Origin of the sequence: Shewanella sp. SW32 (assembly GCF_025653365.1) — a bacterium.
Taxonomy (GTDB): domain Bacteria; phylum Pseudomonadota; class Gammaproteobacteria; order Enterobacterales; family Shewanellaceae; genus Shewanella; species Shewanella oncorhynchi.
The window spans coordinates 149888-170268 of sequence record NZ_JAKKSJ010000006.1 but is presented as its reverse complement, the minus strand read 5'-3'; the positions used below and the strand labels follow the sequence as shown (position 1 = coordinate 170268).

The 20381-nt window shown below is 47.3% G+C and carries 17 protein-coding genes and 1 pseudogene; 10 read left to right on the top strand and 8 right to left on the bottom strand.

Features of this window, described 5'->3' with window-relative positions:
• A pseudogene (locus tag L5M28_RS05265) lies at positions 1-237 on the top strand (IS4 family transposase); the annotation flags it as partial.
• Positions 238-456: 219 nt separating this feature from the next.
• Entirely contained in the window at positions 457-1524 is a 1068-nt protein-coding gene (locus L5M28_RS05260) for a porin (RefSeq protein WP_263198530.1), read from the top strand.
• A 176-nt stretch (positions 1525-1700) separates the two neighbouring features.
• Here L5M28_RS05260 and ssb read toward each other — a convergent pair whose 3' ends face one another.
• Both ssb and L5M28_RS05250 read right to left on the bottom strand, forming a co-directional pair.
• Positions 1701-2411 (bottom strand): single-stranded DNA-binding protein, encoded by a 711-nt coding sequence (gene ssb, locus L5M28_RS05255; RefSeq protein WP_011790777.1) that lies wholly within the window; start codon positions 2409-2411, stop codon positions 1701-1703.
• A 109-nt stretch (positions 2412-2520) separates the two neighbouring features.
• Positions 2521-3888 (bottom strand): MFS transporter, encoded by a 1368-nt coding sequence (locus tag L5M28_RS05250; protein ID WP_105251336.1) that lies wholly within the window; start codon positions 3886-3888, stop codon positions 2521-2523.
• 403 nt (positions 3889-4291) lie between these two features.
• Here L5M28_RS05250 and uvrA point away from each other — a divergent pair, with 403 nt between their 5' ends.
• The 6 genes from uvrA (at position 4292) to L5M28_RS05220 (ending at position 12012) form a co-directional block, all read left to right on the top strand.
• Complete coding sequence (gene uvrA / locus L5M28_RS05245) at positions 4292-7174, top strand: excinuclease ABC subunit UvrA (protein ID WP_263198531.1); 2883 nt, start codon at positions 4292-4294, stop codon at positions 7172-7174.
• A 188-nt stretch (positions 7175-7362) separates the two neighbouring features.
• Positions 7363-8517: a M28 family peptidase gene (locus L5M28_RS05240; RefSeq protein ID WP_263198532.1), complete on the top strand. Its 1155-nt coding sequence runs from the start codon at positions 7363-7365 to the stop codon at positions 8515-8517.
• Positions 8518-8711: 194 nt separating this feature from the next.
• Positions 8712-10634 carry a DEAD/DEAH box helicase gene (locus L5M28_RS05235; protein WP_263198534.1) on the top strand — a complete coding sequence of 641 codons (1923 nt, stop codon included), beginning with the start codon at positions 8712-8714 and terminating at the stop codon, positions 10632-10634.
• Positions 10635-10775: 141 nt separating this feature from the next.
• The gene (locus L5M28_RS05230; RefSeq protein ID WP_219234525.1) at positions 10776-10931 is read left to right on the top strand and encodes a hypothetical protein; all 156 of its coding nucleotides are present in this window, start codon (positions 10776-10778) and stop codon (positions 10929-10931) included.
• Positions 10932-10998: 67 nt separating this feature from the next.
• Positions 10999-11346 (top strand): hypothetical protein, encoded by a 348-nt coding sequence (locus L5M28_RS05225; RefSeq protein ID WP_263198536.1) that lies wholly within the window; start codon positions 10999-11001, stop codon positions 11344-11346.
• A gap of 153 nt (positions 11347-11499) precedes the next feature.
• Complete coding sequence (locus L5M28_RS05220) at positions 11500-12012, top strand: hypothetical protein (protein WP_263198538.1); 513 nt, start codon at positions 11500-11502, stop codon at positions 12010-12012.
• Between the two features lie 56 nt (positions 12013-12068).
• Here L5M28_RS05220 and L5M28_RS05215 read toward each other — a convergent pair whose 3' ends face one another.
• Positions 12069-12677, bottom strand: coding sequence for an HAD family hydrolase (locus tag L5M28_RS05215; RefSeq protein ID WP_263198540.1), 609 nt, complete (start codon positions 12675-12677; stop codon positions 12069-12071).
• Between the two features lie 29 nt (positions 12678-12706).
• Entirely contained in the window at positions 12707-13681 is a 975-nt protein-coding gene (locus L5M28_RS05210; RefSeq protein WP_113940039.1) for a DMT family transporter, read from the bottom strand.
• 318 nt (positions 13682-13999) lie between these two features.
• Here L5M28_RS05210 and L5M28_RS05205 point away from each other — a divergent pair, with 318 nt between their 5' ends.
• Complete coding sequence (locus L5M28_RS05205) at positions 14000-14821, top strand: hydratase (RefSeq protein WP_263202681.1); 822 nt, start codon at positions 14000-14002, stop codon at positions 14819-14821.
• Between the two features lie 196 nt (positions 14822-15017).
• Entirely contained in the window at positions 15018-16130 is a 1113-nt protein-coding gene (locus L5M28_RS05200; protein ID WP_263198543.1) for an energy transducer TonB, read from the top strand.
• A 4-nt stretch (positions 16131-16134) separates the two neighbouring features.
• Here the strand turns inward: L5M28_RS05200 and L5M28_RS05195 are convergent, their stop codons facing one another.
• The 4 genes from L5M28_RS05195 to L5M28_RS05180 all read right to left on the bottom strand — a co-directional run bounded on the left by L5M28_RS05195 (position 16135) and on the right by L5M28_RS05180 (position 20184).
• Positions 16135-16464 (bottom strand): cysteine-rich CWC family protein, encoded by a 330-nt coding sequence (locus tag L5M28_RS05195; protein WP_263198544.1) that lies wholly within the window; start codon positions 16462-16464, stop codon positions 16135-16137.
• Between the two features lie 521 nt (positions 16465-16985).
• Positions 16986-17639 carry a hypothetical protein gene (locus tag L5M28_RS05190; RefSeq protein ID WP_263198321.1) on the bottom strand — a complete coding sequence of 218 codons (654 nt, stop codon included), beginning with the start codon at positions 17637-17639 and terminating at the stop codon, positions 16986-16988.
• A gap of 843 nt (positions 17640-18482) precedes the next feature.
• A complete protein-coding gene (locus L5M28_RS05185; RefSeq protein ID WP_263142115.1) occupies positions 18483-19550 on the bottom strand; it encodes a c-type cytochrome in 1068 nt (355 codons plus the stop codon).
• 10 nt (positions 19551-19560) lie between these two features.
• The gene (locus L5M28_RS05180; protein ID WP_113940045.1) at positions 19561-20184 is read right to left on the bottom strand and encodes a c-type cytochrome; all 624 of its coding nucleotides are present in this window, start codon (positions 20182-20184) and stop codon (positions 19561-19563) included.
• Between the last annotated feature and the right edge of the window lie 197 nt (positions 20185-20381).

Here is a 20381-nt window from a genome sequence, read left to right as displayed (position 1 = left end):
AGCCTGTTAAGCCCATTGGCCTGGAAGTTGTTATGGCTAAAGACGGAAAAAAGCCAACCGCCCGAACAAGTCCCCAGTGTGCATTGGGCTTATCTAAGATTAGGAAAACTCGCGGGCTGGAATGACAGCAAACGAAGCGGAATTGTGGGCTGGGAAAGGTTATGGCAAGGATGGTTTAAACTGCAAACCATCCTTGAAGGTTACCAGCTAGCCTTGTCTCTTGAGCAAAAGATGTGATCAAGAGACAGCTGCATTAGCGGGGTTTTAGGGCAACACCTTTCCCAAACCAGCGGGCAAATCATATCTGCCCGCTGCAGATATGCGACGCCTTGCCTCTGAGCTAGGCGCCCCCTTGAGCACTATCACAAGTGCAGATCCTTACTACTAGCAGTACTGTTCCATCGGCAACAAAATCCATTAACGGCACGCTAGTAGTTGTTATGTAAGGAAACATAAATGAAACCGTCTAAACTCACATCAGCCATACTTGTGCTGAGCTTTGCCACACCTATCTTTGCTGTTCAAGCCAATGATACCGCTGCAACCAATGACGAGTTACGCACTGAGTTACAACAAATTCAGCAAAGACTCGCCATGCTCGAAGCCCAAGAAAAAGAGGCATCGGTTTTATCGGATACTCAGTTTAATTTTTATGGTTCTTTACGCCCGACTTTCGGCCTGACCCACACTAACTCGGACGATGTGTGGGATGTGGGCGATGCGAACTCGCGAATTGGCTTTGCCGCAGAACACCAACTTGGCAATGGCTTAGTCGGGTTTGCGAAAGGGGAATTTAAGGTCGATATCAAAGATGACGGCGACTTTGGCGATGCACGCAAAGCCTATGTCGGATTAAAGGGATTTTTTGGTAGCGTAGCCATAGGTAAACAAGCCGTCACCCAGGAAATCATTTCCGATCCCGTCGACATCTTTAATCGCTCAGGAACCCCACTCGCCTATGACAGTGCGAGCCCCTTCAGACTCAATAACCTAGTGACCTATCGTAAAGAATTTGGCGACCTGTTATTTTCGGCCGATGCGCAATTCGACGGCAATAAAGGCAGTGGCGGCAGCGACTTCGTTAACGCGGGTATCCGTTATAAAACCGACTTCATCTACATTGCCGCGGCTTTTTATAATAAAGAGTTAGAAGACAACAAGGATGAAAATACATTCGGTGTAACCCTAGCGAAAAATTTCAATTCTCTGTTCCTCGCCGCAGCCTACCAAAACATTGAAAAAGACAGCGTCGATGGCACAACATTGGATGGTTCAACACTGGATGTGGTTGCAAGTTATCCCATCACTGACAGCTATAAAATCAAGCTAGGCGTGTCCAGATATGACGATGGCGACAATGACATCACCTCCGCGAAATACAATGCCTATAACACTACGCTGGAATGGCATAAAACACCGAAATTCAGCACCTTCATCGAATATCAAAAAACAGATTTTGAATACCGCGAAACCAATGACCAGATCATGCTAGGCATGCGTTATAACTTCGATTATACGTTCTAAGTTTCTATCTCAAACGTATCGTTATGTGAGCAAGCGAGGTGAAAGATTTAGCAACCTCGCCCACGGGCTCACAGCACTAAACTTAAAAGCATAAAAACAAGAAACAACAAAGCCACGACTCGCGTGGCTTTGCTTATTTAAGACGATACCGTCTTTATGCTTCGATACGTTCCAAATTAAAACGGAATATCGTCATCCCAGCCATCATCCAAATCTGGAGTGAAGTTTTGCTGTGGTTGTGGCGCAGGACGCTGTGCCGGTGCTGCAGGCGCTTGATAAGCTGGTGCTGGAGCGGCTTGTGGCTTAGGCGCATAACCACCTTGTTGTGGTTGTTGAGCCTGTGGCTGACCATAACCTTGCTGCTGGGCAGGTGCTGGCGGAGCATATTGTTGCTGAGCTGGCGCTTGGTAAGCAGGTGCTGCTTGAGGCGCTGGCGCATATTGATTTTGCGCAGGCGCGGCTTGTTGTGGTGCAGATTGATAACCTGCGTTTTGTGGCATGCCGCCGCCCATTGGCGCGCCTTGTGCTTGTCCACCTTGACCACGGCTACCTAGCATTTGCATGCTACCGCTTTGGTCGATAACCACTTCAGTGCTGTAACGGTCTTGACCACTTTGGTCTTTCCACTTACGAGTTTGCAGCTTACCTTCAAGGTAAACCTGTGAACCTTTACGCAGGTATTCACCTGTAATTTCAGCTAATTTGCCGAACAGAACCACACGGTGCCATTCAGTACGCTCTTGCTGTTGACCCTGTTGGTCTTTCCACGATTCGCTAGTCGCTACTGTGATATTTGCGACTGCATTACCGTTTGGCATATAACGCACTTCTGGATCTTGTCCCAAATTGCCAACCAAAATTACCTTGTTAACACCACGACTGGCCATTGAAATCTCCTGCGATTCTTTAAATAATCTATTAATTCAGTATGTTGTTTATCTGTGTCGCCATAGAGGAAAATCAGCTTCCCCAAATACCACACGGCAGACCCAGATATTATTGAGCAGAGCCTAACACAGCTCGTGCTTCTCTTAAATCGAAATGCTCATCAACCTTTAAGTAGGCCACTTTCTCGTCCAGCACGACGATCGCTTCGACGACGCCCATTAATTGGGATAACTGAGTCGCCATATCCCGCGCTTGTGCCTTGTCTTTGACTTCGGCTTCTAAGGTGTAACTCTTTAACAACACAGGGTTTTGCATGCCTAATGTCAGGAATAACCAAATAGACATTAAGATCACGGCAACAATAAATACCCCGACTGCGCCCACGAGCTGGAAAGCACCACCACCGAGCATACCACCACAAAAAGCCCCTAAAAATTGGCTAGTAGAATACACGCCCATGGCCGAACCTTTCTCGCCGACGGGGCAAAATTTGGCAATCAAACTTGGCAGTGAAGCTTCTAAATAGTTAAACCCAGTAAAGAAGAGCACCACGGCAAAACTCAATACCCAAAGATTGCTCGCAAATGCGGCCATCGCCAGCAATGCCACTATCATTATCACGAGGGCAATTTGGAACATCGCCTTAGTATTTTTGCGCTTAACCCCTATGATGATTAACGGCACCATCAAAATAAATGCGCCCACAAAAGCGGGGAAATACAGCATCCAATGTTTTTCTTTCACTAGACCCGCATCCACCAGATCCAGCGGCAGTGCCACAAATACTGCGGTGAGCACTAAATGCAGGATAAAAATCCCAGCGTTAAGCCTAAATAATTGCGGCTCGAGGAACATACGTTTGAGCTTAGCGGGCGTAGCTAGAGTGTCTCCCTTCGGCGCCTGAGTGATGGGATTAGGCACTAAAAACTGGATCAACAGCATACCGACAATAGCCAATACCGCCGTTAACCAAAACAATCCAGTCAACCCAAGATGTTGCGCGACGATAGGTCCCATTAGCAAAGACAGGGCAAAAGATAACCCGATACACATGCCAATAATCGCCATCACCTTAGTGCGCTGCTCGTCGCGGGTTAAATCTGCGGCAAGCGCCAGCACGGCAGCGGCAATCGCGCCCATACCCTGTACAGCTCGACCAAAGACAACGCCATAAATCGTATCTGCATTAGCAGCGATAACACTGCCAATAGCAAACAACACTAAGCCACCAAGAATAATCGGCTTGCGACCATATTTGTCAGATAAAATCCCCATAGGGATTTGCAGCACGGCTTGAGTCAGGCCATAGGCGCCGATAGCAATACCCACCCACAGAGGCGAAAAGCCTTCAAGATGCTGACCATAAAGTGCAAAGACGGGCATGATCATAAACAAGCCCATCATGCGCAAACCAAATACACTGGCTAAAGAAAACGCGACTTTTTTCTCAGTACCCGAAAGTCCGTTGTTACCCATGATTTTGCCCTGGATTGAAGTCTTTTAAGGGGCGCATGTTACCACACCCAAAAGGATTTGCTCAAAAGGAAATAGTGGCCTAAACCACTGACTATACACTTAGCTTTTATCCCGTTTATCACGGACCTATATTGACTGTGTCTGAGTTAACATCTTTATTTTTAACGCTCAGACACAGGGGAATGAGTCTAACATAGTGTTCACAATTGTCCTGTGAGTCAGTGCGCAACAACAGTATTAATCTTAGTTAATCCATTCCATCCACAACATCCCGCAAAGCAGGCCGACTTAAAGCCAGTGCCAGCCCTAGGATTGGTGCAGATCACAGAATCAACTAAACTCAGCGGCGGAACTGTGCGATACTTGTGCTCATTTTTTTAAGCATATGGCATTAGAGCGATAGATGGATAAGATTGAAATACGCGGCGCACGCACCCACAATCTCAAGAATATCAACCTGACTATCCCAAGGGATAAACTGATTGTCATCACGGGCTTATCGGGATCTGGCAAATCCTCCCTCGCTTTCGATACTTTATATGCCGAGGGCCAGCGACGTTATGTCGAGTCCCTATCTGCCTATGCTCGCCAATTTTTGAGTTTAATGGAAAAGCCCGATGTGGACCATATCGAAGGCTTAAGCCCGGCGATATCCATAGAGCAAAAATCCACCTCCCATAACCCACGTTCAACCGTGGGCACGATTACCGAAATTTATGATTACCTGCGCTTGATGTTTGCCCGTGTGGGTGAGCCGCGTTGTCCGACACACAATCAACCCTTGGCGGCACAAACCGTCAGCCAGATGGTGGATAAAGTGTTGGAAATGCCCCAAGACAGCCGCTTAATGCTGCTCGCACCTGTGGTCAACGCTCGTAAGGGTGAACACGTTAAATTGCTCGAAGGTCTATCGGCACAGGGTTATATCCGTGCACGTATCGACGGTGAAGTGTGTGACTTAACCGATCCGCCAACCTTAGACTTACACGTTAAACACACGATTGAAGTGGTTGTCGACCGTTTTAAAGTGCGTGACGATATCAAGCAACGCTTAGCGGAATCCTTCGAAACTGCGCTAGAACTCTCCGGCGGCATAGCGACCGTTGCCAGCATGGAAGACGACACGGGTACTGGTAAATCCAAAGGCGAAGAACTGATCTTCTCGGCCAACTTTGCCTGCCCGCACTGCGGTTATTCGATGGCGGAATTAGAGCCAAGGATCTTCTCCTTTAACAATCCAGCCGGCGCGTGCCAAACCTGTGATGGTTTAGGGGTACAACAATTTTTCGATCCTGAGCGCGTGATCACCAATACCGAGCTTTCACTGGCGGGCGGTGCGATTCGCGGCTGGGATAGACGCAACTTCTACTATTTCCAAATGCTTAGCTCACTCGCCGAACACTATAAGTTCGATGTCGAAGTGCCCTACGAGCAGCTTAGCGAAAAAGTCCGTAAAATCGTACTTTACGGCTCAGGTAAAGAAAGTATTGCCTTTAAATACATTAATGACCGCGGTGATGTGGTGGTGCGTAATCACCCCTTCGAAGGCATTCTAAACAACATGGACAGGCGCTATCGCGAAACCGAAAGCAACTCGGTACGTGACGAATTAGCCAAGTTTATCAATACCCAAGCTTGTCAAAGCTGTGGTGGCTCGCGCTTACGCGAAGAAGCCCGTAACGTGTTTTTAGGTGATATCAACCTGCCACAACTCACCACTTGGTCGATTGGCGAAGCCTTGGACTACTTCGAGAAAGTCGAATTTAGTGGCCAAAAGGCGCAGATCGCCGAGAAGATTTTAAAAGAAATCCGCGATCGCTTAGGCTTCCTCGTGAACGTGGGCCTCAATTATTTGAGCCTATCACGCTCGGCGGAAACCCTCTCGGGCGGTGAAGCCCAACGGATTCGACTCGCCAGCCAAATTGGCGCCGGACTCGTCGGCGTAATGTATGTGCTCGACGAACCCTCAATTGGTCTGCATCAAAGGGATAACGAACGTCTGCTGCAGACGCTTATCCACCTGCGGGATTTGGGCAACACTGTGATTGTGGTTGAGCATGACGAAGATGCGATCCGTATGGCGGATCACGTGATCGATATCGGCCCTGGCGCAGGTGTACACGGCGGCGAAGTGATTTGTGACGGTCCAATTGAGAAGATCATCGCCTGTGAAGAATCGGTCACCGGCCAATATATTTCCGGTAAGCGCAGCATTCATATCGATACGCCGCGCATTCCATTCGACAAAACTCAAGTGATTGAGTTGTTTGGCGCGCGCGGCAACAACCTGCGCAATGTGGATTTAACCATTCCTATTGGCCTATTCACTTGTGTTACGGGCGTATCGGGTTCGGGTAAATCGACCTTAATCAACGATACCTTCTTCAAGATCGCCCATAGAATGCTCAACGGAGCGACTGTGGATGAGCCATCACCCTATGACCGTATCGAAGGGATGGAACTGTGCGACAAAGTGGTCGATATCGACCAAAGCCCGATTGGCCGCACACCGCGCTCAAATCCGGCCACTTATACAGGCATCTTCACCCCAATTCGCGAGATTTTTGCCGGAACCCAAGAGTCGAGGACTCGCGGTTACCAGGTCGGCCGTTTCTCCTTTAACGTAAAAGGTGGACGCTGTGAGGCTTGCCAAGGCGATGGCTTGATCAAGGTCGAAATGCACTTCCTACCCGATGTGTATGTACCCTGCGATTCCTGTAAAGGTAAGCGCTATAACCGCGAAACCTTAGAAGTACGCTATAAAGGCAAGAATATTCACGAAGTACTGCAGATGACAGTGGAAGATGCGCGTCAGTTCTTCGATGCCGTACCTGCCATTGCCCGTAAGCTACAAACCTTGATGGATGTGGGTTTGTCCTATGTGCGTCTCGGCCAAAGTGCGACAACACTTTCGGGTGGCGAAGCCCAAAGGGTGAAACTTGCCAAAGAGTTGTCTAAGCGTGACACGGGCCAAACCTTGTATATCTTGGATGAACCGACCACGGGCTTACATTTTGCCGATATTCAATTGCTGCTCGACGTGTTGCATCGTCTCAAATCCCACGGCAACACGATTGTGGTGATTGAGCATAATCTGGATGTGATCAAAACCGCAGACTGGATTATCGACTTAGGCCCAGAAGGTGGCGGTGGTGGCGGTATGATTTTAGCCACAGGCACGCCGGAAGAAGTCGCCGAGCATCCAACCTCCCACACGGCACGCTTCTTAAAGCCACTGCTAAAACGGGATATCGAGCTGGCAAAGGCCAATAAAGCTAGGGCTTAACATTCGGCTCATGCCGCAGTTGGTCTGAATAATAAAAGCGCAGTCGCCCTAAGCACTGCGCTTTTTTTCGCTCAGCAATCCAATATGCTTAAGCTATCGCATACATATAGATCTCATTGAATTAGAATCGGATTTAGGCAAAGATGATATTCATCTTCTGGCGAAGGCTTCAGCGATAAGGAATGTCCATGCGTGATAGCACTCAGTCCCCAGTGACTCACCTTATATTACCGAGGCAGTATCAATCACTTTTAAGTAAAAATCTAAGCGACATAAACCTAAGCGCATTGACTCTATTCAACCACAGTCGTATCGGTCAGCTGCTCGCCAAGTTCAAGATCATGCACCTTATAAGACATCAATCCCAAAGACTTGGCTTATTTGCACTGGCCTGCTTTGTTGTAGCCACCCTCACTGGTTGCGCTAACTCAGCCGAAACCTGTGCACGCACAGAGCTAAAACTCACTTGGGCCGAGCCCACAGAGTTACAAGCGACAGTCACAGTATTAAGCTCGGATGAATTTGAAGGCCGCAAAACCCAAACTCAAGGTGCGGCAAAAAGTCGTGACTATATAAAGCAGCAATTTCAGGGGCTAGGTTTACAGCCTTGGGGAGCGGACTTTATCGTGCCCTTTGAATATAAAACCTTCTTCACCCAAGAAAACGGCGCCAACGTGGTCGCCACCGCGATGGCGGCAGAACCGACGAATCGATGGCGCATTATCGTCGCCCACTATGATCACTTAGGCATGAGCGGCAGCAAGATTTACCACGGCGCCGATGATAATGCCTCCGGCGTCGCTGCTATGCTCGCTATTGCCAAACATTGGCAACAGCAATTTGCCCTACAACCCAATACCTTGCCTAAGGTAAACCTGATGTTTGTAGCAACCGATGCCGAAGAACCTGGGCTCTATGGCAGTATCGCCTTGGTAGAGCAACTCAAAACCCGCCTGCCAGAAGCGACTTTTGAGCTGATGTTGAATTTAGATATGGTGAGTCACCCCGGCAGGCCCTATGCGATTTACCTAGAGGGAAGTCGAAACTTCACTCAGTTCAATCAATTTAAACCCCTACTGAATCAGCAGAACCGACTTTGCATTAAACTCACGCACCCTAAACCCGTTGGTCGAAGCATACAAAGTACCGATTGGCTGCGGGCGTCGGATCATTACCCCTTCCACAAAGCGAATATCCCTTGGCTGTATTTTGGTGTGCCGACCCATCCCCAATATCACACACCAGAGGATACCGTCGCGACAATCGACATCACTTTTCTTGCGGCAGTGACAGAGTCAGCATTCGAGTTACTTCAATTAAATGTTGAATATTTAAAGAATTAATGGGAAGTGGCGCGTTTCTTGCTCAGTTTTAGCGAAAAAAATGCAGAAAACAGGTTAAATAGCGTGACTCTGATTGGTAAAGTGGCCGCCATGCTGCTATAATCCGTCGTTCGCGGGAAATCGACACGGGGTTGATTTTCTGTCTGTGAAACTTTAGCGCCATTTCGCGCGCGCATCCACAAGGCTACAACCCAATGTCATCCGATGAAAGAACTTTCCGTGAACTCGGCCTATCCGAGAATTTGTTGCGTGCTCTTGACGAGCTAGGTTATGAAAAACCAACGCCAATCCAATCAGCCAGTATCGATCCACTTATGGCTGGCAAAGATATTTTAGGTCAAGCGCAAACAGGTACAGGTAAAACTGGCGCCTTCGCGTTACCACTATTAAACAAAGTTACCAGCCAAACTACACCGCAAATTTTAGTATTAGCACCAACACGTGAATTAGCCGTGCAGGTTGCTGAAGCGTTCAGTAGCTATGCCAAATTTATGAAGAATTTCCACGTTCTTCCTATTTATGGCGGCCAAAGCATGCAACAACAGTTGAATGCCCTGAAACGTGGCCCACAAGTTATCGTTGGTACGCCTGGTCGTGTTATGGACCATATGCGTCGCGGCACCTTGAAACTCGATTCATTACAAGCCTTAGTGCTCGATGAAGCCGATGAAATGTTAAAAATGGGCTTCATCGATGATATCGAATGGATCCTTGAGCACACGCCAAGCGAGCGCCAACTGGCGTTATTCTCTGCCACTATGCCAGAGCAAATTAAGCGTGTAGCTAACCAGCACTTACGTAATCCTGTACATGTTCGTATCGAATCAAGCCAAACTACGGTTGAGTCAATCGAACAGCGTTTCGTACAAGTATCACAACACAACAAACTTGAAGCTTTAGTACGTGTATTAGAAGTTGAAAACACTGAAGGTGTGATCATATTCGTCCGTACTCGTAACTCATGTGTTGAGTTAGCTGAAAAGTTAGAAGCCCGCGGTTATGCTTCATCACCACTACACGGTGACATGAACCAGCAAGCCCGTGAGCGTGCAGTTGATCAACTGAAACGTGGCAAGTTAGACATTCTGATCGCGACTGACGTTGCGGCCCGTGGTCTTGACGTTGAGCGTATAGGTCACGTTGTGAACTACGATATTCCGTATGATGCCGAAGCTTATGTACACCGTATTGGCCGTACAGGCCGTGCTGGCCGTACTGGTATGGCGATCCTGTTTGTAACGAGCCGTGAAATGCGCATGCTGCGCACTATCGAACGTTCAACTAACAGCCGCATTTCACCAATGAAAATCCCAAGCCCAGAGACAGTTGCAGAACGTCGTCTGTCTCGCTTAGGTGAGCAATTGGCTGAAACAATCAACGGCGATTTAGATTTCATGAAAGAAGCTGTTGCTCAATTATGCCAACAGTTAGAAGTCGATACCGATCTGCTAGCCGCAGCTTTGTTACAGCAAGTTCAACAAGAACGTCCTTTGCAATTGCCAGCAATTCAAGAACGTGTTCGTGATGAACGCAGTGAGCGCACTGAACGTAGCGACCGCGGAAGTGATCGTAATGACCGTGGTGGTGAGCGTGGTGAACGCAGAAGTCGCGAACCGCGTCCAATGCCAGCAAGCTTAGGCTCAGCTGAAGCGTTGAAAGACAACCCAGATTTGAAAATGTGCCGTTACGTGATCGACGTAGGTCGTGAGAATGGTGTAGGTGTGGGTAACATCGTTGGCGCTATCGCGAACGAAGCTAACATCGACAGCCGTTACATTGGCGCAATCCAACTTTACGATGCAGTGACCACTGTTGACCTGCCAGACGGCATGCCAAAAGACGTGTTACAGCACCTACGTAAAGTACGTGTTTGTGGCAAGCCATTGAACATCCGCGAAGCTGGCGATCAAGTATTTGTTGATTCAGGCCGCAGTGCTCGTTCAGAGCGTCCTGCTGGTGACCGTAAACCACGTGGCGATCGTCCAACAGGTGACCGCCCAGCGGGTGATCGTAAGCCTCGCGCTGCGTCTACTGGTGATAAGCCATTTGCTGACCGAAAACCTCGTGCAGACAAACCTGCCGGTGAGCGTAAGCCACGTAAACCACGTGAAGACTAATCTAGCTTAAGCTAGAGACTAAAAAAGGAGCCTAGGCTCCTTTTTTGTTGTCTTAACATCGCACTAGCTCAAAGCACACTGGCCAGTTGATATTTCAAGCTGATATAGTCAGTGCAAGAATGCCTAGTTTAAGGATATAAAATGGATTTTTTAGCACTGATCACTTCCCCATTTACCTCGGCACTGCCCGAACTCGCTAAGTCATGCCACAAAGATAAAACTTTATTAATCATGGTACTTGTCGGTTGCACTCTGTTTGCGGGCTTTATTGGAATGTTAGTCACAATGGCAAATTAACTTGCAGTTAAGCCAACATGTCTATTAGTGTCGACTTAGTCTTTAGCAACGCATCTAGTGTATTTCGATGAAAAAAGCCTTTAACGCCGGCCTGTTATCCGCCTTTGTCGCCCCCGGCAGCGGCCATTTTTACCTAAAACATAAACGCTCGGCACTGGTATTTTTTAGCTTAGCGGTCGTGAGTCTTGTGCTGTTGCTCATGCAAATCTATCAAGTGGCACAAGTGATCGCCTTAGATATTCAAAACGGCACCTTACCGCTTGATATTGGCGTGATTTCTGCCGAAATCACGCAACAAACCCAGACCACAATTGCCAATGCCAATGAGCTGCTCTATGGCTTTTTACTCTGCTGGTTAGTGGCATTAGTCGACAGTATTCGGCTTGGGCTTAAGCAAGATAAGCTGGATACATAAAGTAACCGCTAAATATCTTCTGACTCTTAGCGAGGCCGTAGCGATAAAAGCGACGTTGATATTGACCGAACATTTTTAATCAATTGAAATATTGGATATTAGCTTTTAACGGCTGCGGTAATAACACCATAAACAGTCAAGATGGATGACGATATGTTAGACAATGAAGAACGTGAATTTATTCTAAACAAAGTATCACAACCCGTGATTACCATTGCACGCGAGGTTAATTTTGCCGATCGCTATGCCTCCATGTTAGCGCGCTTTCCTAAGCTCCCTGGCGATTTTAATCCTAAGGTGCCGTCCGAGCGTCAACAAGCACTGGTTGCCCAGTTCCCATATCCGATTCGTTTTTATACAAGCGAGGGGGGATATTACAAGCTAAATGAGAAAAAGTTCGCCTACCCGCATATGACGCTTATGATGGAGATGCGGCAGTGGGTAGTTTTTAACTTTGACTTGTGGCGTGAAGATAAGCGCATCGGTGGCGGCTCCTATCAACAGATTGCCGTTGCAGAGCGGTTAGCGCGAGGTGAAGAGATTGACTGGGATAACGACTGGCGTACACAACGCCAGCCATGGTGCTATAACGAAGATCAATTACAGACGGTGCTAACGGAAAGTTTTGCACTATTTGATGACCTTTGTAAGCAATTACCTAAGTAGTCACAGGAGTTAATTGAGATATATGCGGCTAAACAGGTTAACCGCATAAGCATAAATTATTTAGGCCATGCTTTAATCAGGCTGTGGTAGCAAGAGACCAGTAAATCAGCCGCTTGGGCATAGTCGGGAATAGTTTCAGGGCAATAGAGGGCGCAGTGACTACCCGCATTGCGCGCAGTTTGTAGATCAAACAGATAATCGCCCACATACAAGATCTCTGCGGGCGCGAGTTGCCACTGCTGGCAAATAAGATGAATACCTTCGGGATGCGGCTTAGGCTGCGCATCATAGCGCGTTAATACCAGAGCGATATCTATGCCGAGTTTATCGATAGTGATTTGCGCCGCTTCTGGCATATTGCGAGTCAAAATAGCCAAGGGCAGTGACTTGGCCCGTAGGCATTCGATAAGCTCCCTCGCGCCATCAATCCAACTGGCCTTGAGTGAACTTTGTCTTTCGTACTCATGGACAATGTCTAACGCCTTAGCCCGTGCTTCATCAGTACTGAGACTCTCGACATGGGCCAAGATATCTGTACCAGAATGAATCCCCAACTCACGCCGCAGCCCAGCAAAATCGGGATTAGAATGCGCTAAGGTGCCGTCGAGATCGAAGATGACGCCACGGATATCCTGGAGTTTTAATTCGCTGAGTCTAGTGATCACTGGCCTTTCCCATAGATAAAATGTCTGCGTTAGACAGCCTGCAAACGCTTCGCCTGACGATTACGGTACATAGGCAGCAATTGCACCACCATCACAGACACAATAATCACGCCAATCCCCAGCAGAGATAAACCATCTAATTCATCAGCGCGGAATACTTCTGGCCACCAGCCAAGACTCACCACTAACGCCGTGGCACTAAAGCTAAATACTGGCGTTAGGGCCAACATGGCACTGACCTGCGCCGTCGGCCAATACTTCATCGACTGGCCAAAACAGCCATAGGCGATCAAGGTATTGGCGGCGCAAAACAGTGCTATCTGCCAATCGAAGCTGTCCATACGGACAAACTGACTAAAGTCGCTAAAGGGAGCCATTACGAAAATACCTAAGCCATAGATCACTAAGAGCACGTTCGCGGGCGACAAACGATTCAGTAAGGATTTTTGCAATAAGGCATAGCTAGTCCACGACAGTGCTGAGAACTGGATGATCATCACCCCAATCCAAACCTGATGATTATTAGCCCCAGAAAAATTTAAATTAGGATGGAAAAACATCAACATACCTAAAGCTAAGGTTGCAAAACAGCTGAGTTGCACCGCATTAAGCCGTTCCTTAAAAAACAACACACCACCAAACGCGAGGAAAAAGGGCGAAGTCTGGAAATTAAGTTGGGCGGCGCCGGGTGCGAGGTAATCGAGTGAGTAAACAAAAGACACATAATTGAGCATCAAGAAGATGCCAGCAAGCACTAACCTTAACCAAACTTTGGCATCGAGTGCTGCAAATTGCTTAAGACTACCTGCGCTCCATTGGATCACTATGCTGACTAAAAGCGCGACCAGAAAACGAAACCAAGTAAGAGTTACGGGATCAATAAAGGCCGCAGAGAGCTTTAATGCTATAGGTAACATGCCCCAAAATAAAACCGCAACTGAGATGAACAGGAGCCCGAGTTGAGCATGATTATTTGCCTGAGGGGCGTTATGGCTAAGGTTCACGGAGGAGTCCAGTAGAAACCGCAAAATGGACAGCCATTCTGGCACTGAGCCAACACAATATCTAGCGGATCAGCATGGAAACATTCGCGTTAGATTGGATACTTTAGCTGACACTTATGTGAGGCAAGTTTCAACATCTTACGATAATTGGAATATTGGCCGCACTCTTGATTCAACTGCAGCAGATTTACCCCGAAAGCCAACATTGGCATTTCCCGCGTTGCCAATAACCGAGTATATTTGGCCCATAAAAATGGCTTCTGTCACACACTCTCTAGGCCACTTCTTTTTAAGCTAACGCTTTAAATAGGAAAGTTAATGTTATCTACCGCCACGATCGAACAAGTTAAAACGCATATTAATACCGCAGCCAAAGAATTAGCCGAGCGCCGCGCAGCAGGCACGAGCGGCGATTTACTGATCCCAGAACTGAGGCCAACCAGCTTCGAACAGGCCTTCGCTATTCAACAAGCCGTAGCAGAAATATTTAAAGCAAGCGATAACAATCCTATCGCGGCGTGGAAATGCCTATTACCAACGGCGGAAAAAACCGTCGTAGCGCCTATTTATCAAGATGATGTATATCAACAATCGACCACTTGCCCACTCTATCCATCGACTAAAGGCCTGGCCCGAGTCGAACCCGAACTCGCCTTCGAGATTGCTCGCGATTTACCGCCAAGAAGCACGCCTTACACAGAGGCTGAAATCGACGAGGCCTTAGGCCACACACGCTTAGCCTTGGAATTGATCAAAAGCCGCTACCACACACCCAGTGAAGCGACGCATTTTGATGCCCTCGCCGATGGCTTAGTCAATCAAGGACTGTGGTTAGGGCCAGTGCTTAATCCGCAAGAAAGTTTAGAGACGAGCTGTTTTGAACTCAGCGTTGATATTGCCAATGGCGAGCACCAGCAAAGCGACACACTGCAAAAATCCGCCATTCATCCTAACGGTTTCCCTAAGGCGGGACTCTACTGGTTAGTTAACTTTTTATCCGCCCAAGGCATTAGCTTAACTCAAGGGCAATATGTGATCACAGGCTCTTACGCTGGCGTCCTCGATCTGCCATTGGCACAGATCTGCAAATTTGAATACGGCGCGCTTGGACAGTTCGCAGTGACTTTCACTGCTAAGTGATTGCAGCGAGTAAAACGACAAGGCACTGATAAATAAGCGAACTCAGTTTCAGCTGGGCTCGCTTATTTTCAATCTCAGCTCTCAGTTCTCAGTTATCTGAATTCCCCACAAGCATCATTAACAAAAGCCAAACTAACTTGCCTCAAAATGTACACCTATGTATCATCTAAATTCATAAATAATAAGGATATATAGAATGTCGCACGGAAAAATGCTGCCAATTGCCTGTCTTCTTGCCCTCACTTTAGGCACTTCTCTTAGCGTGCATGCCTCAGAAAATAGCTTTGCCAAAGCCTATAGTGACTATCAAGCAGCCGTAGAAAAAGGCGATGCTGCAAATATTGAAGCAAGCGCAAAAACCGCTTATCTACTCGGCGAAGCCCAATATGCCAAAGACAGTGTCGACTTAGCGAATCTCGCCATGAACTGGGCCAGCGCGATAGAAAAGCAAGTCGCCCCTTACCCATTTGCAGAAAAGAATCTGCCAAAAACGGCGAAGGCAAATGAGTTGTATCAGCTCGCTCTTGCAAACTATAAAGTTCATTATGGCAAAGAAGCGCTTGAGCTTATCGACCCCTTACTGGGGGCTGCACAAACCGCCGTTGAAGCCAAAGATGCGAAAAATGATTTGCTTACTGCTATCGCAATTGCTGAAAAATCCGATAAAAAGAAACTGCTCGCCGATGTAAAAATGGCCGCCTTCAACCGCTTATCAAATACAGAGCTATACACCAAAAGCGTAAGACGCTATGCCTTCGATGCCTATGATATTTATAAAGAGATTTTACCAGAGAACGCCATAGACAGAGTCAAGGCAACCTATGTGGTGGGTGCAGTTGAGTATGCAGAAAAGCATGATGACAAGGCGATGCCATTGCTTTTAGAAGTCGTGAAGCAGTTTGAAGCCCTTAACTTTAGCCATCCCTATGCCTTAAGTGCCCACGCTTATTTAGTCGAACTCTATGAGCGCCAAGGAAAGCGTGACGAGTCCACCGCCCACTGTATTGCTATCGGCAAAATGCGTCCTTGGGCCGACGCACAGGAACAACAACCTATTTTCCGTATCGTACCAGACTATCCAATGTCCTATGCTAAGCAACGTAAAAGTGGCTGGGTTCAGCTTAAATTTACTGTCGATGAACATGGGTTCGTGAAAAATCCTGAAATTTTAGCCTCTAAGGGTGGTGCTTTATTTGAAAAAAAGAGTATTGAAACCTTAAATAAATGGCGTTACGCACCCAAGTTTGAAAATGGTATAGCCGTTGAGGCACAAACCACTGTGCAACTGGATTACACAATCGGTCGATAACTCATTACTTCACCTCATGCCCTAACCCATCGCTTACACTCGATGGGCTTTTTTCATCCTGCTCTGCAATCTGCCCCTGACTTAACCCCTGCTTAAGTTGGATTAAACAAGCTTGGCAAATACAGGCATCGGCAGACGGTAAAATATGGTTGATGACCCCTAGCGGCGAATCTGATGCTTGCGCTTGCAAGGCGGCCAAAGGTGGAAATGTTTGCAGAGCGCACCAACAATCCTCAATACCCTTACCTAAAATCACAGCACATTGATTCGCGCCTTGGCACAGAGGGCAAATTTGCGCAGTTTCTAACTTAGGTTCTTCCAATGGCTGAGACACGGTAATCCTTATAGCAAGATAAGTTGTTATAGCCCGGAGATCATAATAGATTTTTGCAACTCAAACTTAATTGATTGGCACCAAAGTGAGACTTTAAAACTTTCCAAACTACGTTTGAATGCTTTAGTTAAAAAGTCGTGGGGCTTCACCCCTCAGGCTAATATTGGTGCTGTTTAGCACAATGCTATATTGATTGCGGCCTTACGGCCGAGATAAGTCAAAGTCGTGGGTCTTCAACCCACACCCGACCAATAGGGGATCAACAGCAATTCCCTCTTGGATCTCCCTTGCCGCCCCCTAGCGAAGTTACATGCATTAGAGACAGGCCTCGGTCTTATGGACAAATTGCTATCGCTTCCGAAGGATGCGTCCCTGCACCTGCGAAAGCTAGCCGGTCATCCATTACCGGACTCACGCAATTTATTCCAACGCCCCGCGGCAACTTCGCAGGGGAAGGTGAACTCCTATTACTACTGTGTTGGCAGTGAATCCGGAAAGAGTTATGCCTGTCCGATCTTTCTTCACTCCACTTTTTCCATTGCCTCGACAATCAATTTTGCACTTTCATAAGGTATACCTTGAGTTACCTTGTAATATGCATCTCTCATCAATTCGAAAGTAGCAAGTGCTGTATATATAGGCAGAGATCCAATACCAGCAAGCATTAACTTACAGAAGTTATTATTATCATCGTAAATTCGATAGAGATATTGTCTCTTAAACTCCTTAAGCTCTTCATCTTCTGGATTGACAATGAAGTTAACGTACGATTCCAATGCATCTCGGGTATCACGGATTTCATCGGGAGTAGGCTCTGAATACATATGCATAGCAACAGATTTATAAATTGCAGAGAAATATTTTAAATAGAATGAGTCATCATAGTATTGCTTTATAAGAAAGCAGGCTCCTACCGCGCGGAGTAAACCTTCTTCTCTAGCAAGGCGTTCGACTTGTTCGTACGTTATATTCAAGCTGTCTCGGACATCTTCGTCTGGCGCAAGATTAAAATCGTCTTCCACACTGGAAGATCGAACAATAAATTCATCTACCCATGCGGCAAGCATGGAAGGTGATTCAAAAATTTCTTTTTCAGATGGTTTTTCGATCATTTGAGAAGGCTCTGGAATTGATTGTTCTTTCCTTTTGCCAAATAGCCTGTTTAAGAACCCCATGCTTGAATTCTCCTTGATGCATAACGTGATTGCCAAGACTTCTCGTTTAAACCCTGTTTTAAAGTGTTAGCTTGATATAATAAATCAAATATTTCAGTAAATTAGCACTTATCAAGTTCGAAATACAATCTGTTTCAGCTTGGAGAAACCCAGAACTGCTATCCATGTTGTGTGCTAATCACGACCTTTTGTGGCAAGAAAAATGGAATAGGCACAACTCTTTTGGGATTAACAGCCAACACCGAGACTACAGAAGTTCATCCTCCCCTCGGAGTTGCCGCAGGGCATTTGTGTTCGTTGCGTGATCGAGGCATGGATGCCGAGATAGTGTCAGTCGAATCAGGGACGAGCGTCTGACGCGATAGCATAAGGACGCTAAATGCCCAAGGGGCTTTCAACTCCGTTAGGGGCGTCTTGGAGCATCCAAGGAGGATAGGACGAGCAGTCCTCCTTGGTCGGGTGTGGGGTGAAGCACCACGACCTTGATTCACCTCGGCCGTAAGGCCGCAATGACTAAACATATACATAATCAGGTATGGGACAAAGCTCCAAGACTTTGATTTACCTCGACCGTAAGGCCGTATTGACCTTATACAAGACGACCGCCCCATGACCGCTTTTTGGCATCCATGCCATCACAGCATTGGTGAATCCTTTCACATCAGACGGGGCGGTCGAGCATCCACGGATGGACTAGCTGCGTGTCGGTGAGAAAGTGCCATGACAAGCCTAAACTCTTGGGCTAATTAATAAAAAAGCCAGCAAGGCTATAGGCTTACTGGCTTTTCTGCTTTATTTACTCGCTTTATTTCATCAAACGAGCACTGAATAAAAGCGGCTCAACTATGACTTCTTAGGAAAAATCGGATAGGACTCAGTGCCTAAGACTTTGCCATCGACCGTGAGACCATAGTAATCACTGTCATTATGGTATTTCTCCTGCGCTTGCTTCACATCACCCTTGTTACGCGGATCCTGCGGACGCTCGTGGGAGTTGATGTAAGCGGCAACATCCCAAGCCTGTTGGTTCGTCAGCTGCATGCTCTTACCAAAGGGCATGTTTTCATAAATGAAAAATGCGGCAGTATTGACCCTGTGCATTCCCGCTCCCCAGTTATAACTTTGAGGTCCCCACAGCGGCGGCAGTGCATACACACCCGCAATGGCTTGACCTTGCCCATCAACACCATGACAAGTTTGGCAATGGGCGACATACACGGCTTTACCCCGTTCAGGTGAATAGGCTTGTTCGGGTTTTGGGATCTCAGGATAAGCTCGCCCCGGCAAGTTAGCACGTTGCTCAACTGTCATAGCCTTAGCTAATGCCTCTGGTAGTGGGAAGTCATCCCGCTTGGCACCTTTGACTAACTCAGCATCACTGATCTCAGGAACAGGGCCACTGATATTAGCCTCATCCATCAAGCCGCCCATGCCTAACCAATAAGCGTAAGCAGAAAGCGCCACTAACTCAGGGCTACCTGATGCTGGGGCTTTACCATTCATCGAATAGTTAAAACAGCCTTGGATGCGTTCTTCAAAGCTACTAACTTTATTGTCTTTTTTACGATACGCCGGATAAGCAAAATACGCGCCCCAAAGGGGTGATGCATTGGCTTTACGGCCTGCATCCATATGGCAATTGGTACAGTTAAGCTCATTACCCACATACTTATCACGCAGCTGTTGGGTATTCACAAACAGTTGATAACCTAAACGCACTTTGTCACCAAAGGCGCCTTCGGGAATCGCACTCAAAGGTCTAGGGGTAAGATAGGTTTGATCTGCGACCTTAGGGAAAGAAGGCAGCGGAGCTTGCTTATCTGGGCGTTCTTGTACTGGCTCAGTTTCAGCTTGCGCCTGAACGGTTAACGACCCCATCGCGGCCAGTAATAACATTGCGGAATATTTCATGGCCGGCTCCTTATTTTAAATTCGCAAAGTAGTTGGCTAACGCATCAATCTCAGCGACGGTGAGCTTATTCGCGACGCTCCCCATCATGCCATCGACGTCACCTTTACGTGTTCCCGACTGCCATGCCAATAATTGCGTTTTGATATAACTCGCCTGTTGACCTGCTAAGCGAGGAAATAAGCCGCCACCTAATGCAGAAGGACCATGGCAGGTCACGCAGGCTGGTAAACCACGGGACCAATCACCTTGATAGGCTAAACGGGCGGTGTCGTCATTAAAAACAACTTGTTCACCGCGGATAACAGGCTTGACGTCATTGGCAGGCTTAGCTGAAAAATAGCTCGACACTTGCTCAATACCGTCACCTTGGAGCGTCATTGCCATCGGCATCATGGTCGCGTTTTGGCGAACGCCCGCTTGGAAATGCTGCAATTGTGTCGAGATATATTCTTTAGATAATCCCGCTAATCGAGGGCCAAGTGGTTCAATACCCTCACCCGCAGCCCCATGACAAGACACACATAGCTGTGCAGCTTGTGGGATAACGTTCATCGATTGTTTGTCAGAAGGCTCGGCGGCAGCGGCATAGCCGCTACATAGCGTTAAGCCTATGACTAATGTTTTAATCTTCATGTTCTATCCTTGAAGAGAATTAAGCTCTAAAGCATAGGGGTTATTGTTATTTATGTTTGTGCTCACACACTAAACCCATTTTAAAATCAGCCGCTCATTTTTAAAACAGCCAATAAATGAGCCTTAACATTCATTAAGAGTCACTTATTGTTCAATTCAAACGGGATAAATTTACCTTACTCTGTACAAGGTTAAGC